10 protein-coding genes and 1 pseudogene are annotated in these 16,870 nt (G+C 62.5%); 3 read left to right on the top strand and 8 right to left on the bottom strand.

Annotated features, from left to right (window positions below; genetic code table 11):
- The first annotated feature begins 662 nt into the window (after positions 1-662).
- Positions 663-851, top strand: coding sequence for a hypothetical protein (locus DSM100688_RS09180; RefSeq protein WP_152358797.1), 189 nt, complete (start codon positions 663-665; stop codon positions 849-851).
- A 454-nt stretch (positions 852-1,305) separates the two neighbouring features.
- Here the strand turns inward: DSM100688_RS09180 and DSM100688_RS09175 are convergent, their stop codons facing one another.
- The 5 genes and pseudogenes from DSM100688_RS09175 to DSM100688_RS09155 all read right to left on the bottom strand — a co-directional run bounded on the left by DSM100688_RS09175 (position 1,306) and on the right by DSM100688_RS09155 (position 7,460).
- Complete coding sequence (locus DSM100688_RS09175; protein ID WP_163146875.1) at positions 1,306-2,022, bottom strand: SGNH/GDSL hydrolase family protein; 717 nt, start codon at positions 2,020-2,022, stop codon at positions 1,306-1,308.
- A gap of 294 nt (positions 2,023-2,316) precedes the next feature.
- Positions 2,317-3,243: a family 43 glycosylhydrolase gene (locus DSM100688_RS09170; RefSeq protein ID WP_152358795.1), complete on the bottom strand. Its 927-nt coding sequence runs from the start codon at positions 3,241-3,243 to the stop codon at positions 2,317-2,319.
- A 457-nt stretch (positions 3,244-3,700) separates the two neighbouring features.
- Positions 3,701-4,663 carry a carbohydrate ABC transporter permease gene (locus tag DSM100688_RS09165; RefSeq protein WP_152358794.1) on the bottom strand — a complete coding sequence of 321 codons (963 nt, stop codon included), beginning with the start codon at positions 4,661-4,663 and terminating at the stop codon, positions 3,701-3,703.
- Positions 4,664-4,696: 33 nt separating this feature from the next.
- Entirely contained in the window at positions 4,697-5,689 is a 993-nt protein-coding gene (locus DSM100688_RS09160; RefSeq protein ID WP_152358793.1) for an ABC transporter permease, read from the bottom strand.
- A 184-nt stretch (positions 5,690-5,873) separates the two neighbouring features.
- Positions 5,874-7,460, bottom strand: a pseudogene (locus DSM100688_RS09155) (extracellular solute-binding protein).
- Between the two features lie 480 nt (positions 7,461-7,940).
- Here DSM100688_RS09155 and DSM100688_RS09150 point away from each other — a divergent pair.
- Positions 7,941-9,086 (top strand): LacI family DNA-binding transcriptional regulator, encoded by a 1,146-nt coding sequence (locus DSM100688_RS09150; protein WP_152358792.1) that lies wholly within the window; start codon positions 7,941-7,943, stop codon positions 9,084-9,086.
- A 119-nt stretch (positions 9,087-9,205) separates the two neighbouring features.
- Here DSM100688_RS09150 and DSM100688_RS09145 read toward each other — a convergent pair whose 3' ends face one another.
- Complete coding sequence (locus tag DSM100688_RS09145; RefSeq protein ID WP_152358791.1) at positions 9,206-10,621, bottom strand: ATP-binding protein; 1,416 nt, start codon at positions 10,619-10,621, stop codon at positions 9,206-9,208.
- A gap of 209 nt (positions 10,622-10,830) precedes the next feature.
- Between DSM100688_RS09145 and DSM100688_RS09140 the strand changes: the two genes are divergently transcribed.
- Positions 10,831-11,871 (top strand): LacI family DNA-binding transcriptional regulator, encoded by a 1,041-nt coding sequence (locus tag DSM100688_RS09140; protein ID WP_152358790.1) that lies wholly within the window; start codon positions 10,831-10,833, stop codon positions 11,869-11,871.
- Between the two features lie 337 nt (positions 11,872-12,208).
- Here DSM100688_RS09140 and DSM100688_RS09135 read toward each other — a convergent pair whose 3' ends face one another.
- Positions 12,209-14,998: a sugar-binding protein gene (locus tag DSM100688_RS09135; protein WP_152358789.1), complete on the bottom strand. Its 2,790-nt coding sequence runs from the start codon at positions 14,996-14,998 to the stop codon at positions 12,209-12,211.
- A 523-nt stretch (positions 14,999-15,521) separates the two neighbouring features.
- On the bottom strand, positions 15,522-16,769 hold the full coding sequence (gene manD / locus DSM100688_RS09130; RefSeq protein WP_152358788.1) for a D-mannonate dehydratase ManD: 1,248 nt from the start codon (positions 16,767-16,769) through the stop codon (positions 15,522-15,524).
- Positions 16,770-16,870 lie beyond the last annotated feature (101 nt).

Raw genomic sequence — 16,870 nt, 5'->3', positions numbered from 1 at the left:
GACCCGCGCAACTCGAAAACGCCGAATTTCGGTCACAGGATGGCGAAAACACTGAACGATGCCGTTCACGCGATGGCAAAGCCCTGAATGATGCCATCCCGTACATGGCCGGACAGCCACACGCCGGCATCGCAACGCCAGCACACCGACCCGCAACCAAATTCCGTTCCGATTCCGGTCCTTTGCAGCGCACTGGACGGAAAATCACCACGCCATGCCATCGCGTGACCCGGCGCTTTCTCACGCGACGGCATTCTCGCGCTACAAAGCCATCGCGTAACCCCGCGCTACCGGAATACGAGGGTAATGCGAGGTCACGGGATGGCAGACCATCGAACTTTGCCATCCCGTGACCGACCAAGCAGTCACGCGATGGCATCACGAGCCGACCTGCCATCCCGTGCCCAAAATTAGGTCGATTTTGGGCACCATCAAGCGCACAAGATGAAAAAACGACATCCAATTCCATCGCGTGAGGAATCGCGTATGCACGGGACGGAAAAGCAAGCCGATATTCCGTCCCGTGAGCACCATTTGTCTTAAGCGCCAATCATTCGATAAACAGAACGCAACCGTTCCCGGAAAAGAACGACTTCAGCCCAAAATTGTTGCCTGGGACAGCGTCAACCATCGGTGACGACAGCGCCATACCACCCACTCTCGTGGCAAAAAACACTCGCTGGGCAACACGTCGGCGAGTGAAAACTGCCACGCGCAACGCCGATCGCATCATGCCCGCAACGCCGGCAACCATTGCCCACCAATCCATCAAACTGACCATCGGCAACCGCCATCACCCCATCGACACCCTCACCCACAACATTCTCCTCGTGGCAGAAAACACTCGCTGACACCCCACCTAGCGAGCGAAAACCGCCACGCCGCATCGCCCCGTACGACAGCACAACGCATGGCACGCCGACCGCAACGCGTATCGCCCGCGGAATGCCCACGCCATGCCACGCCACACCATGCCACGCCACGTCATACCACGACGATCACTGCCGCCAAGCGCAAGAATTTCGGGAAAAGAACGGCTTCGTCCCAAATTTCTTGCACTGACGGTGACTCAGCGCAAGAAATTCGGGACCATGCGGCTGATTTCCCGAAATAGTTGCGCTGAGTCGCAGTCAGCGCAAGAAATTCGGGAGCACAGGGCTTATTCCCCGAAATAGTTGCGCTGGAATGGCATTGGCGTGGAACACCGAGAAAACGCCAGTTACGTCACTCCGTCACCTACAACGCGATCGACTCCGGCACGTCGCCGTCACCTACAACGCGACCAGCCGCAGCCACCGTCGTCGACTACAGCGACCGCAGAGCGCGCCGGATGATGGGCGCATAGAACCGTTCGACGGCGATCAGATTCGGATGGGTGCCGCTCGGCTGGCTTTCGGGATGCTCGTAGGTGATGGTCTGCGGAGTGCCGGGCAGGCCGTCGGTACCGTTGCGATCGAAGGAATATGCGACGCGATCGGCGTCGCGACGTGGGTCGAGACCGGCGTCGTCGAATACGTTGGCAACGGTCACACCCCACTTGCGACAGGCTTCCAACGCAATCTCATGCAACGCAAGCTGGATCGTCATGTCAACGTTCGCAAGCTTCGAGGTCGCCACGTACACGATCTTCGCGGACGCCCAGCGACGACGATATTCCGCAATCGTCGCCTCGAAACAGCCGGCAAAGGTACTACGGTCAAACAGTGATGCGCCAGGCCGAACCACCGCACCGAGCCGATCCATGATCCGATCCAAATGACTGTCGTTCGTGCCGCCGTCGAACAGGATCACGTCGGGCGCGGGCGTGTCGGCCGGAACCTTGCCGCACTGGTCGATGATCTGGCCACCCAGATCGGGTCGCGTCATCGGCCGCGGCAGTATGGCCGCACCGTTGCGAGCGAACTTGAACAACCGCATCCCCTCGGCCTCGGCAACAACGTTCGCACACGAGCGCTGCGGATACGTATGTCCCTCGATGATGCTGTCACCGAACGCGTACAGCACCTTGCCATTGCACTCCATGACTTCCCCCGATCCCGGCATGCCCTACATGCCGTTTCCAAATATATGCACCTATATGCAAAACGGCGGCGTACGCGCAGGACAAAGAAAGGAAAACCCACGCATACGCCGCCATTGAGTCGGCGGACCGTCCGGAGCGACTGGCCGGCCCGCCGACGACTATTCGATGGCCACGGCATCGATCAGCCGCACGACCCGCGTCACATCACATTCGCGGGCAGCCACGCGATGCCAAGCGCAGACCGCAGCCGCACAGCGGTGCAGACGCAGACGCATCCGCACCGCACCGACCGATCACAGGCCGTTGTCCCACTCGTCATGCCACTCGAGCAGCGCCTTGCCGTCGCCGATCTCGATCGGCAGGGTCACGAGTTCGGAGTTGCCGAGATCCTTGTTGTGCCACCGATCACCGATGTACAGGAACCGGCTCGCGTGCCACTGGTCGGCGTCGTCACCAACCCCGTCGAGCGGCACGATGATGTCGCACTGCGAGTCGAACGTGCGCGAACCGGCCGGCGTGAACGGCCGCCACTCGCTCCACGGCCCGTGCAGGTCGGTCGCGGTGGCGTACATGTTGTCGTTGCAGTCCCAGCCGGTCAGCTGCGAACCGAACCAGTAGTAGGTGCCGTCGCGCTTGACCATGATCGGCGACTCGTATCCCGCCCAATAATCGGTGCCGCGCAGGCAGACCACGTCCTCGACCACGCTCAGGTAGTCCTCGGACAGGCGGTAGATGTGCGTGCCGTGCGGGCGGTCCTCGCTCAGGATGTAGCCGGTGCCGTCCTCATCCTGGAACACGCCGATGTCGCGCGACTCGTAGCCGCGGAATTGGAACGTTGCGAGGAATTCGAACGGGCCGGTCGGCGAGTCGGCGATCGCTGTGCCGATATGCGCGTACGAGTAGTTGTTTTCGCCGTCGACGTGCAGGTACATGACGTACTTGCCGTCCGACGGACGACGCATGACCTTCGGCCGTTCGACGATGCGCTTCGGCCCGATGATCGAATCCTCGTCGCCGACCGGCAGCACCGTGCCTTCGTTTCGCCACGTTGCGAAATCCGTGGTGGAGTAGCAGGCGACGCCCTGGAAGAGGTTGCCGCGGTTTTTGATCTCGCCGTACGCGTACCAGCGGTCGCCGAAGCGCTGCACGCCGATGCCGTGGAGCTGGGCGACGTTGCCGTCCGTGTCGCGGAACAGCTGTACGCCGTGAAGTGTTGCCATGATTGGGTTCCTTTGGCTTGGTTGATGATGGTTGGGATTGTGGATCGGCGGATGCCGGTCCGGCTGCGAGCGTCGTGCGACGATACGATACGACCATAACTCAATAACAACCGCACGTTCTCATTGAGTTACGGCCGTTTGAGGCCCCGCAAACGACCGTAACTCAATAAGAGTATGTCGTTCCTGTTGAGTTACGGTCGTTTGGGAGGCGGAAAACGACCGTAACTCAATGGTTGTGTGCGGTTGTTGTTGAGTTACGGTCGGATGGGGGATAGTTGGATGAAGATGATCGGTCCGATTACCGGGGGTTTCCCGTGGTTTCCCACGGAGCGGCTCGTCTTCGGCCCAGCAATTACGAACTCGCTCTACGAGCGAGACGCAATCCGGCCTTCGCCCGGCTACCGCCTCGCTCAGGCTGACGCTACGGGAAGCCACACCGGGCTTCCCGCGTAACGCGTCAGCCCTTCACCGCACCGATCATGACGCCCTTGTTGAAGTACTTCTGCAGGAACGGATAGAGCACGAGCAGCGGGAGCGTGGAGACGATGATTACGCCGTACTTGATCTGGTTGGCGAACTCGCGCTGCTGGATGAGGTCCATGCCGCTCGACTGCGCGCCGGTGATGCCGGTCTGGTTGGCGAGCAGGATCGAACGCAGCACGTTCTGCAACGGCAGCTTCTCGGTGTCGCGGATGTACACGAGGCCGGTGAAGAAGTCGTTCCAGTGGCCGACGAAGTAGTACAGCGCCAGCACCGCGATGATGGCCGAGCTCAGCGGGATCACGATCTTCAGGAAGTAGCCCCAGTATCCGAGGCCGTCGATCTGCGACGCGTCATGCAGTTCCTCCGGGATCGACGATTCGAAGAACGAACGCGCGATGATCACGTTCCACACCGACACCGCACCCGGCAGGATGAACACGAGCCAGTTGTCGAGCAGTCCGAGCTGCTTGAACAGCAGGTAGTTCGGGATGAGGCCGCCGGAGAAGAACATCGTGAACGTGAACAGGAACAGGATGATGCGTCGCGGCTTGAACTCGCGCCGCGACAGCGCGAACGACACCGGGATCGTCACAAGCATGTTGAGCGCGGTGCCGACCACCGAGTACACGATCGTGTTCCAGTAGCCGAGCCAGATGCGCGAGTCGGAAAACACCTTCTCATAGCCGCCGAGGTTGAACCCCTTCGGCCAGATCGTCACCTGTCCCTGGTTCACGGCCGTCTGGTTCGACACCGATGCGATGATCACGAACCAGATCGGGTAGATGACCGCGACGACGACCAACGCCAGCACGACCCAGATCACGATGTCGGTGATCCAGTCGGACACGGTCTTGGTCTGCCGGACCTTCGGATTCCACGGGATGTCCTCGGCGCTCGTCTTCGGCGCGAGCGACGGCTGCACGGTTGCACTAGTCATGATGATTGCCTTACCTTTCCGTTACGCTCGCGACTAGAAGATGCTCGTGTCGGACGCCTTCTTCGAGATGAAGTTGGCGAGCACGAGGAAGAAGAAGTTGACGAGGGTGTTGAACAGGCCGATGGCCGTCGCGTAGCTGAACTGGTTGCCGAGAATACCGATGCGGTACGTGTATGTCGAGATGACTTCGGATGCGGACAGGTTCATCGAGTTCTGCATGAGGAAGACCTTCTCGAATCCGACGTTGAGCACGTTGCCCATGTTCATGATGAGCATGATGCCGACGGTCGGCATGATGGTCGGGATGTCGACGTAGCGGATGAGCTGCAGTCGGCCGGCGCCGTCGATCTTGGCGGCCTCGTACAGCGCGAGGTCAACGGATGACAACGCGGCGAGGTAGATGATGCAGTTCCAGCCCATGTGCTGCCAGACTTCGGTGATCCAGTAGATCGGAGTGAACAGGTTCGGTTCGGCGAGCAGGTTGGAGTTCGGGAAGAGTCGACCAAGCAGACCGGTGTTCGGCGCAAGGAAGATGTTGATCATCGTGACGATGACGACGGTGGATATGAAGTGCGGCAGATAGGTGACGGTCTGCACGAACGACTTGATCTTGACGGAGCCGATCTGGTTGATGAGCAACGCGAGGATGATCGGCGCGATGAAGCCCATGACCAGCGTCCACAGGGAGATGCGCAGCGTGTTGGTGAGGATCTGCGTGAACATGCCGGACTTGAAGAACTGGTTGAAGTATTTGAGGCCGGCGAATGTGCCGCCCATGAGGCCCTTGCTCGGATTGAAGTTGTAGAAGGCGAGGCGCAGGCCGTACATCGGCACGTAGGCGAAGAGAGCCACGAACGCCATGGCGGGCAGGCTCATGAGCCATAGCGCGCCGTAGCGCTTGAAGTGGCGGGAGAGCTTGACGCCGAGCGGGGCGCGCTTTGCGGCTTCGATGTTGTCGACGACGGCTGCGGTGCCGTCGCTGTTCACTGCAGCCGTAGTCGCCGCAGTCTTACGAGATGCAGACATGATGGTTGATGCTTTCTTTGTGTTGGATTGAGGATGATGACGTGTCCCGAGGCTCCCCGCAGTCATGCCGCGCATGGCAGCTCCCCTCTGCGAGGGGGAGCCATGTGAGGAGAGAGTGGCTCCCCCTCGCAGAGGGGAGCTGTCAGCGAAGCTGGCTGAGGGGAGCAGGGAACGAAGCGTCAGATCACTTGGTGTAGGTGTCGTACCACTTCTGCCAGATCTTGATGTTGTCCTGCAGACCGAGGGTGTCGAGCTGCTTGACGTAGTCGTCCCACTCGTTGTCGATGCCGCCCTTGACCATCCACTGCGCGGTCTTCTGGAGCGCGAAGTTCAGAATCTGGGTGTTGTTGTTGGACAGCGTGGTGGAGTCGGTCGCGTCGGCACGGACGTAATCCGGGATGTAGTCCTTGACGTGATCGTAGTTGGCGCGCTGCTCTTCGAACGCCTTGTTGACCTCCTGGATGTCGGCCGCATCATAGTCGTCGTTGATGGTCACGTCGTCCGGAATCCAGCCGGCGAGACGGTCAGCGAGCGCCGGCATCTTGTTGTCGGCCTTGAGGTCCTGCATCTTCTTGGAATCCTCGGTGTAGGTGTGATCGCCGTCCTGGGTGAGCGTGTCACCGAAGGAGCCGGCGAACTGCTGCACGGAGTACTTCTCGGAGTAGAGCAGATCGACGACCTTGAGCGCGGCGTCCTTGTTCTTCGCGTTCGCGGAGACGGCCGCCTTCATGTTCTCGTACTCGTTGGTGGAGCCATCCCACACGGCGGTCTTGCCCGGGGCGGCCGGCACCGGCATCGCCTCGTACTGGTCGCGCAGATCGCCGAAGTCGGCGAGCGATCAGCCGAAGATCACGCCGGTCTTGGCGGTCTTGCCGTCGTTGGTCTGGTCGGCGTAGTAGGCATCGGCCTGCTTGGTAGACCAGTCGGCGGGGATGAGTCCTTCGGAGATCAGCTTGTGGTAGTACGTGATGACCGACTTGTATTCGTCGGTGTTCAGGAAGCTCTTGACGGTGCCGTTATCGGCATAGTAGCCGGTAGTGGTGGCACCCTTGTTGAAGCCGGTGGCGATACCGGTGGAGTTGAGCAGCAGGAACGGATCGTACCAGCCGAAACCGCTGGTGCCCAGAGCGCGGATGTTGAACGGAATCTCATCGGCCTGGCCGTTGCCGTTCGGATCCTTCTCCTTGAACGCCTTAAGGACGTTCTCGAATTCGTCCCAGGTCTTCGGGACCTGCAGACCGAGCTTGTCGAGCCAGGTCTTGTTGATCATCATGTTCTGGCCGGAGCCGGAGTACGCCTTGCCGCGGGAAGACGGCAGCACGTAGATGTGACCCTCCGGGTCCTTGACGAGCTTTTCGGCGTCGGGCTTCTCATCAAAGAACTTCTTGACGTTCGGCAGCTTGTCCAGGTCCTGGCTCAGATCCTCGAACAGGTCGGGGAACTGGGCGGCGTCGTCCGGGCTGAACGCGCGCAGGGAGATGTCCTCGACCTCGCCGGCGCTCATGGACGGGTTCTTCTGCTGGCCCCACTGGTCGTCGGTGACTTCCTTCCATTCGATCTTGACGCCGGCTTCCTTCTCAAGGTCCTTCGCCCACTGCATGTTGGTGACCTTGTCGGTGTTGGTGTTCTTGACGATCAGGATGCTGACGATCGGCTTGCCGTCCTCGGTGGTGGCGGCCTTGTCACTACCACCGCAGGCGGCCAGCGATCCCAACGTCGCGATGGCGGCGATGGCGGCGAGCGCCTTGGTTACAACACTTCTGCGTGCCATTTCCTTTTCCTTTCCTATGCTTCCGACCTCTGCGTTCGGAAGATTGGTGCCCTGCGGGAAGCTGTACAGCACATCCGGCCTTCCGCATTGGACACTGTCTTGCAAGTCATCTTCAAACTCGCAACGCTGCGATTCTAAATCGATTCGATGCAATTCGTCAACCGCACGCGTCACTCGGCGTGTTGCAATGAAAAATATGGCAAACCGCTAAATTGCAACGGTTTTCGAGCACTGCCGCTGCCAGGGCACATCAACACGCCCTATTTCCGCATCGCTACGATTCTGCGATATACTCTCGAATGACATCGCACATAATCGAAGCGATTCGATCATGTATACGATCGCAACACCGTCCATCGTGGGATATTTCAGGCAAGGAGCGCCGCAAACCGCATCGTTGCGCATGAATATCGCACGATCATCGCGGCACGAGCATCATCCTGCGCGAGCCGCACCGACACGAAGGCTGGGAAGAGAACCATGGTCACCCTCAAGGAAGTGGCAGCCAAAGCCGGCGTCTCGCCGTCCACCGCATCCGGCGCGCTTCGCGGACTTGACTTCGTCCGCCCGGACACCGCCGAGCGCGTCCTCAAGGCCGCGCAGGAACTCAACTACACCGCGAACGTCTCCGCACGCGCCCTGCGATCCGGCCGCACCGGCATCCTCTCACTCGCCATCCCGACCGTGTCCATCCCGTTCTACAGCCGGCTCGTCAGCGCGATGGAAACCTGCGTCGAGCACAACGGCTACCAGCTCGTCATCCAGCAGACCAACTTCGACGAGCAGATGGAGCGCCGCGTGCTCGCCCAGGCCGAGGACACGCTCTCCGAAGGGCTGTTCATCCTGCCGACCCGCCTCGGCAACCGCGACATCGCCGCACTCACGCAAGGCCATCCGACCGTGCTGTTCGAGGACTACAGCACCGACATCACCTTCGACACGGTGAACGCGCCCAGCGGCAACGGCATCGCCAAGGCCATCCGGCATCTGGCCGGGCGCGGCCGCACGCACATCTGCGTGGCCGGCGCCGCACCGGTCGGCGACATCGGCACCGTCACGAAAACCGGGCGGGCGGGCGGCCACAATGCCGGCCATGCCGCCACCGGCCGCACCGCACGCGGCGCATCGGCCGGCACCTACGTCGCCAACCGCGCCGTCAAGAACGAGCAGAACAGCAGCCGCGCGCGATACGAACGCATCGATGCAGCCGTACGCGTGCTCGACGAACTCGGCCTACACGACACCAGCACGATGATCGACTGCAACTGGGGAGCGGACGGCGGCATCGAGCTGGCCCACCGCCTCGCCGCACTGGCGAAGGCCGGCAAACGGTACGACGCCGTGTGCTGCATGAACGACGACATCGCGCTCGGCGTGATCCGCGGGCTCGCCGACGCCGGACTGCGCGTGCCGCAGGACGTGGCCGTCACCGGATTCGACGGCGTGCCGCAAGGCGGCTGGAGCGTGCCGACGCTCACCACGATCGCGTTGGACTACGAGGGCATGGCGGCCACCGCCGTCGCGATGATGCTGCGCAAGTTCGGCGACAACCCCGTCACCCTCCCCCAGCGCGTCACCGCCGGATTCCGTCTTCTCGAGCGCGAGTCCACCGCCGTCGCGGCGTGACTGTGTGGCACGGTATTGCATGACACGCGCCGTCGCACGACATTGCGCGGCACGGCATCAATCAGGAAAAACGTGACGCAATACCGTCGAAAGAGTAGGAAAAACGTGACACAACACCGTCAGCCGGCGTCAAACAATTCGTCAATCGACACCAATCGAATGCCGGAACCGTCAGCATTCGCAACGTCCGACAGCGACCGAGTAAATCCACCAAGGGAAAACAGCATGTACGAACGCTGTTCGATGCCGACACGAGCGGCACGATCCCGTAGCACATCAAGCATCGACAAGTCCATCGGCGATGTGCGGAACTTGCATTCACCGGCGATGACCCGGTTGCCGCTGTCGTCGACCGCCATAACGTCGATCTCACTCGTACGGTCCCACCACCGTCCGATCTGTTTCGCATAGAGCGGCAGTTGTCCCGCCACGCTTTCCCGCCACAGCCATTCCCGGCACATGCCTTCGAACGGTTTCCCGGCAAAGTCATGCAATACCGGCGCGACATGGCGCGTATACACGCCATGCGCGTCGCCTCGTTCCAATTCCGAACGATACGGAAACACGAACGAATACCAGAATCGGAAGAAGTTGTCGCTGAGCTGGTAGAGTCCCCTGGCTCCCTTCACCCGCTCCTTGGGTTTCGCCGTGACCGGAAACTCACGTTCCACGATCCCCAGTTCCACAAGGTTCGTCAGATACGCCGCCACCGTCGCATTGGGGATCATCGCGTGCGTGGCAATCTCGTTCAGCGAGGTGCCGCCAAGGGCGATCGCGCGAATCACGCTATTGTATTTCGCCGTTTCGCGCAACTCTTCATGCATCAGAAACTCCACCTCGCTGTACAGAGGCGCTATCCGCCTGAGCACATGCCTCGTGATGTTCGACGCCAACGAATCGTCCGGGTCGAATTCCTCGAGATACCGCGGTATACCGCCCAATATCGCGTACGCCAATGCCTTGTCCTCGGCACGGTAATCAGGGAAGAACTTCACCGCGTCCCAGTACGGCAACGGGTTCATCTTCAATATGCCGGTGGCCCGGCCATACAACGGCGACTTTTCCGACAGCAGCTCCTTTTCGATGAAGCTCATCGAACTGCCACAGATCACGATCATCAGATTCGCCCGACGCAGCGTGTGGTCCCAAAGGTTCTGCAGCATCGAAGGCAACGACGGATCCGACTTCGCCAGATACGGGAATTCATCGAAGATGATCAGACGACGGCCACCGTCGGACGGTTCGGGCAGTCTCGTCAGCTCGGTCAATGCGCTTTCCCAGGACGGATACTGTTGCAGATAATCCTTGCCCGGAGCGCCCGCCTCGAACATCAGCCGGGAAAACGCTGCGAGTTGCTCCTCTTTCGTGGCGTTTTGCGCCGCGAAGAACAGCGTCTCCTTGCCCTTGGAGAACTGTGTCAGCGTTTCGGTTTTGCCGACCCGCCGTCGACCGTACACAAAAACCAGCTGCGCCTTCTTGGCGCGGTAGCAATCCTCAAGCTGCCTAAGATCGTCGTCTCGCCCGATAAACGTCATGTCTCTACGATACCGCAACATCATCGTTTATTGTATCTGGATTTATTTAATCACGATACAATAAATCACAATACAACAATACGGCGCTCATACCGCAACCGCATCACGGCAACGCTGTCCACCAAAAATCGCAACGATTCGACTCGTCGGTGCGGCGTGCGGTAGAGTAGTCGGGAATAACGTAGTTCCCAATGATCGAGCGGTGAAACATGGCGACACTCAAGGATGTGGCGGCCCTGGCGGGCGTATCGATGAGCACGGCGGGCGCGGCGATGCGCGGCGAGGACATCGTCAAACCGGCCACCAAGGAGAAAGTGCTCGCCGCGGCGCGCGAACTCGGCTACTCCGCCAACCTGTCGGCAAGGTTTTTGAAGAAGGGCAGCACCGGCGCGATCGCCGTCATGGTGCCCGACATCCTGCACCCGTACTACACGAATCTGGTGAGCGCGGTGTGCGAAGCGGCCGACCGGCACGGTCTGCGCACCGTCATCCAGCAGACCGGATACTCGTCCACCACCGAAACCGGCGTCCTCAAGCAGATCAACGCCACCCTGTGCGACGGCCTCATCCTCAACGTCAACAACGTCGACGACCAGCACCTGCGCACCATGCTCGGCAACCATCCGACCGTGCTGCTCAACTACCCGGCCGCCGAGCCGCTGTTCGACACCGTGCGCGGACCGTCGGCATCCAGCGCGAGCACCGCATTCGGCTACCTGTGCGGGCGCGGATACCGGCATGCGTGCGTGGTCGGCGGGCGGCCGTCGCGCACGGACGGCCCCGACACCAGCGGGCGCGACGACGGTATTCGCTACATCATGGAGGCGTTGCGCGACAACGGCTTAGGCGATGCCGGGGACTTCGTGGAGTGCAACTGGAGCGTTGCGGGCGGCATCGAGGCGGCGCACACGCTGTGCGCGGCGGGCGATGACGGTGCACGGCTGATCGACCGGTACGACGTGTTCTACTGCATGAACGATCTGATCGCGTACGGTCTGATCCGCGGGCTGCACGACGAGGGCGTGCGCGTGCCGGACGACAAGGCCGTGTTCGGTCACGACGGCGTGTTCAGCAACGGCGTATTCGCGCCGTTCACGATCCCGACGCTGACGACCGTGGGGGTCGACTACGCCGACATGGCCACCAAGGCGGTCGATCTGCTCATCGACCAGATCAAGCATCCGGGCAAACGGCGCGCGCCGCGCATCGAAACCGCTCGCAGCCGCCTCATCGTCGGCGAGTCCGCGTAGGCCCGGCAGGGCTTCATGGCAACGCCCGCGTCGCCTTGGTCCTCACCGCCTACTCGCCGCGAGGCCGGGCCGTATCCCGTCACAGGTGCGCACGTGCCATACCACGTGGGCGTGAGCCCATCCGGAACGCGCGTGGCGGAAAATGCTCGCTGAGCCGTGGCTCAGCGAGCATTTTCCGCCACTGGGGAGGCGACGTCATGGTCGTGTGGCGGTTTTCGCTCGCTGACGGTCCCGTCAGCGAGCGAAAACCGCCACGCACGAGTCCGTCATGTCGGAATCGTCACGCCGCCGCGATCCGCCATCGTCCACGACCACGCACGACCACGGCAACGCATCGTCAGGCGAGCACGCCGACCGCGTCGAGCGCAAAATCAGCGGCGTTCGCCGTACGGAACGTGACCGTATGACGGCCCGGCTCCAGTCCATCCACGCGGAACTGGCAACGCAGCGAACCGTTCGTCGCGAACGTCGGCGCCGCGTCGTGCAGCATGTGCCCGTCCACGAACACGTCAAGTCGCGCGCGACCGTCGCTCGGACCGAACAGATCCACGCCGGTGCCGTCGAAACCGAGCGACACGGACGCGCCGGGCATGTCGGCTCGCGAGATCGTGCGCATGTACGTGAACATGCCCTGGCCGTTGTCGTGCGTCCATGGACCTTCATAACGCAGCACTTCGCGCGAGGAGTCGTCCCACGAGGTCATGTGCATGTCGTCGATGAGCTGCGTGTAATACGGCGAGGCCCCGGCTCCGGCCGCGCCATCCACGCGCTCGACGCGCAGGTTCGAGAAGCGCACGTGATCGAAGCTCGTGCCGAGGTTCACACGGCCGGCCGACTGCAGCGCCGGATCGGACCACGTCGTGACGCGGGCGCCGTTGACGAACACTGTGGCGGTGGTGCCTGCGACCTCGAGCGCGATCGTGTTCCACCGGTCCTCACCGGCGCCCGGCGCGAACGGGCGCGTGCCGGCCTCGGCCGCACGCTTCTTCAGGTCCTCGAGATGGCCGCGGCGCACCTCGTTGCCGAAGTTGCGCAGCAGCCACACGCCGTCGGCGCGGATCTTGAAGTCCACACCGCAGATGTCGGTGGTGAACTTGTCGCCGCCCATCTCGCGCGCGCCGAGCAGCACATACGGCGCACGGCCGGGGTACTCCTCGAACCGCACGTCGACCGTCACACGGTAGTTCGTCCAGCGCATGTCGCCGATCGCGGTGCGCGGGTCGCCTTCGATCCAGGCGTTGCCGGCATGCGTCCAGTCGATCTGCTGACGCAGGACATGGCCGCGTTCGGGGTCCGGGACGATCTCGAACGCGCCGTTCGTGTCGGTGGTGTAGCGCGGGGTCGCGCCGTGGTCGCCGCCGCGCGAGGCCAGGTAGTCCTCGGACGCCAACTGGTCGTGCTTGTAGACGTCCACCGGCTTCGCGTCCGCATACGTGAAATCGTCGGCGTACAGCACGCCGTTCGCCGGGTCGACGTCGAGCACGGCGCGGCTGTGCTCGGTCGTGTGCGGCAGGTCGTAGGCGTACTCAGGCTTGGGCACGAACGTGCCGACGTGCTCGGAGTCGGCGTCCGCCGAGTCGAGCGTGGTCGCGGTGATCATGCTCCACGGTTCGACGGTGATCTCGTATGCGGCGTCATCGACACCATCGTTATCATCTGCGGTTCCAGCGGCTGACGCACGCACGATCGCGACAGGCCTGCGCCAGTTCGCGTCATACGGCTGGCCGGTGTCGGCGGCGCGGGTCTGCCAGATGGTGAGCGGCTTGCCGGCCGCGGGCAAAGCGGGGTCAATGGCAAGGCGGTAGGTCTTGGTCAGCGAGCTGTCGTTGACGATGACCACGCTCGCATCGGCGCCGTCGGGCGCGGCGAGGGTGAGGTAGCTCGGTTCGCCGTGGCGGGCGCCGGACACCGGGTTGTTGCCGCCGACCTTGCTGTCGCTGGCCTGCGGGATGGCGCGCCACGTCGAGGACGGATCGTATCCGAGGTTCGCGAAACGGGCGAAATGCTCGAGCGCGGCGCAGCCGGCGTCGTAGTACATCCAGCCGCTCCACGGGTCGCGCGCGGAGATCAGCTCCTTCGACGCATACTCCATGTGCTCATAGCACGAACCGATCGCCGGCTGGTAGAACGCGGCCGTACGACGCGACTCCACGAACCCCTTGATCAGCGTGTTCGCCATCTCGAGCGGACCGCCGATACCGCCGATACCGGTGCCGGTGCGCTCCCCCAGCCCGTTGTCCATCGTGTTGTTCGGGCGGTCTGCGGAGTTCGAGAACACGGCCTGCGCCTCGGAATTCCACACCTCTTTATCGAATTCGTCGGCGAGACGCGTGAAGTTGCCCTCGGCATCGTCCTCGACGGAATAGTGGTACGACGCCACGTCCATCGCCTTGAGGTAGCGCGGGTTCGCAATCACGTCGCCGCCGAACGTGCCAGTCACCTCCTCATCGGACGTGATGACCTTGATCGCGCGGAACAGATCGCGTTCGGTGTCCGAACGGAATCCCGCATTCGGATCGTCGGGAGCTCCGTTGCCGAGGAAGCCGTCCGTGTCCGAGTGCACGCGTTCGGCAAACTCGGCCACCCAATCCAGATCGGCCGTGCGCTCGTTCACGTCCGGGTTCACGGAGTCGACCATCACGCCGTACTCGCGGTAGGCGGCGAGGATCGTGTCCTTGTACCAGCGGTACACGTCGTCGTTGTCGTGCACCCAGGTCGGGGCGTGCCAGCGCAGGATGCTCACGTGCACGCCGGGCTGGTAGCGGCGGGCGTCGGCGGCGAGCTGGAAGCCGGGCTCGCGGCGCACCTGCGGGTATTCGTCGCGGTCGCGCATGGTGGCGACGTTCGGGCCGGTCGAGTTGTTGCGGTCGTTGCCCATCTCGATCTTGACGATGTTCATCATCGGGCGCGGGCCGCCGAACAGCGTACGCACAAGCCGCCAGTAGACGTCAGGATGTTCGGTCTTGTAGTCCATGAGCAGCGCCGACGTGGCGTTGCCCGAGAGCACGCCGAAGCCCTTGTAGGTCAGGCCGTTGCGGTTGTTCGCGGCGGCGACCACGTCGGCCGCGCGCAAGGCGATGTCGACCGGCTGGCCGCCGCCCGCGTAGGGGGTTTCCTCAATTGTCATCGTTTTCGTTCCTTACTGTTCGAATATCATGCCAAACGGGGATGATACGTCCCGAATCCCGCTCGACAACGGCGCGGCGAACGGCTTTTCGCAAACTGAGAGGCAGATTTGCCGTTCCGCAAGGGTCTTTCTCCAAACTGAGAGGCAGCCTCCGCGCCGGGAAACGCCATAACAATCATTCCAACACGCTGCAGCCCTTGGAATGTCGGAACGTCTTGGCTGGATACAGCCCCACGACTGCCTCTCAGTTTGGAGAAAGACCCCTGCATGTCACGGAATCTGCCTCTCAGTTTGCGAAAAGGCTCCACTCAATGGCATGCCGCCCCAGCACCGCCCGCAGAGCGATACACACGTGTCCGTCACACAAAAAACGGCTGGGCGGAGCCTGCCTGTTTGGCTTCGCCCAGCCGAGGTCAGCTGGAGCTGGCGGCAATCGTCATCGTCCGCGCGGCCGCCGCGAGAACGTCAGCGCGCATATCACGCAAACGTCATACGACGGCCGCCGCGGCGGACCGATGCACGATCACCACTCGTGCATGGTGCCGTCGAGCAGACGGTCGACCGGCAGCGGGGCCGGCTGGTACGGGAACTTCGCAGCGAGCTTCTCGTCGAAGTCCACGCCCAGGCCCGGCTTGTTGCCCGGGTGCAGGTAGCCGTCCTTGAAGGTGTAGGAGGTGTGGAACACCTCGAGCGTCTCGTCGGAGTGCTTCATGTACTCCTGGATGCCGAAGTTCGGGATCGCGAGGTCGAGGTGCAGGTTCGCGGCCATGCCGACCGGGGAGACGTCGGTCGGGCCGTGGAAGCCGGAGCGCACGCCGAACAGCTCGGCGAAGGCCATGAGCTTCTTCATGTGGGTCAGGCCGCCGGTGTGGGTGACGGCGGAACGCACGTAGTCGATGAGCTGCTCCTCGATCAGCGTGATGTAATCGGACCAGGAGTTGATGATCTCGCCGATCGCGATCGGGGTGGTGGTGTGCTCGCGCACGATGCGCAGGTACTGTTGGTTCTCCTCGGCCGGGGTGGTGTCCTCCATCCAGAACAGGTCGTACGGCTCGAGCAGCTTGCCGAAGCGGGCGGCCTCGATCGGGCGCAGACGGTGGTGGGAGTCGTGCAGCAGGATCAGGTCCTTGCCGTACTTGTTGCGCACTTCCTCGAACACGCCCGGAATGGTGTTGAGGTAGGTGCGGGCGTCCCACACCTCTTCGACCGGGACGGTGGTGCGGCGGGCCGGCTCGTAATCGTAGCGAACGCCCTTTTCGCCCTCGCCCTGCTGGGCGTTGGCGGAGGCGGCGACGCCGTAGGTGGACGGGATGCCCGGCAGCGCGTACTGGATGCGGGTTGCCTTGAAGCCCATCTCGCGGTACATGTCGATGCTGTCGAACAGGCTCGGCAGGTCAACGCCGGACGCGTGCGCGTAGGTCAGGATACCGGTGCGCGAGGCGCCGCCGAGCAGCTGGTAGACCGGCACGCCGGCCTTCTTGGCCTTGATGTCCCACAGGGCGACGTCGACGGCGGAGATCGCGGCCATGGTGACCGGTCCGCGCTTCCAGTAGGCGCCCTTGTACAGGTACTGCCAGATGTCCTCGATGTTGTCCTCGTCCTTGCCGATCAGCGACGGGGCGATGGTCTTGAGGTATTCCGCGGCGACGAGCTCGCGGCCGTTGAGGGTCGCGTCGCCGAGGCCGACGACGCCGTCGGTGGTGGTGATGCGGAAGACGACGAAGTTACGGCCAGGGCTGGTGACGAAGACTTCGGCTTTTTCGATTGCCATGGTGGTTGGTTCCTTTCATTATTATTGGCTCCCCCTTCTAGGGGGAGCTGTCAGCAACGCTGACTGAGGGGGTACATGATGCGGTTCGGCTGGTGGGTACC

This window comes from Bifidobacterium ramosum, assembly GCF_009299505.1.
Lineage (GTDB): Bacteria > Actinomycetota > Actinomycetes > Actinomycetales > Bifidobacteriaceae > Bifidobacterium > Bifidobacterium ramosum.
This window is presented reverse-complemented; position numbering and strand designations above follow the sequence as displayed.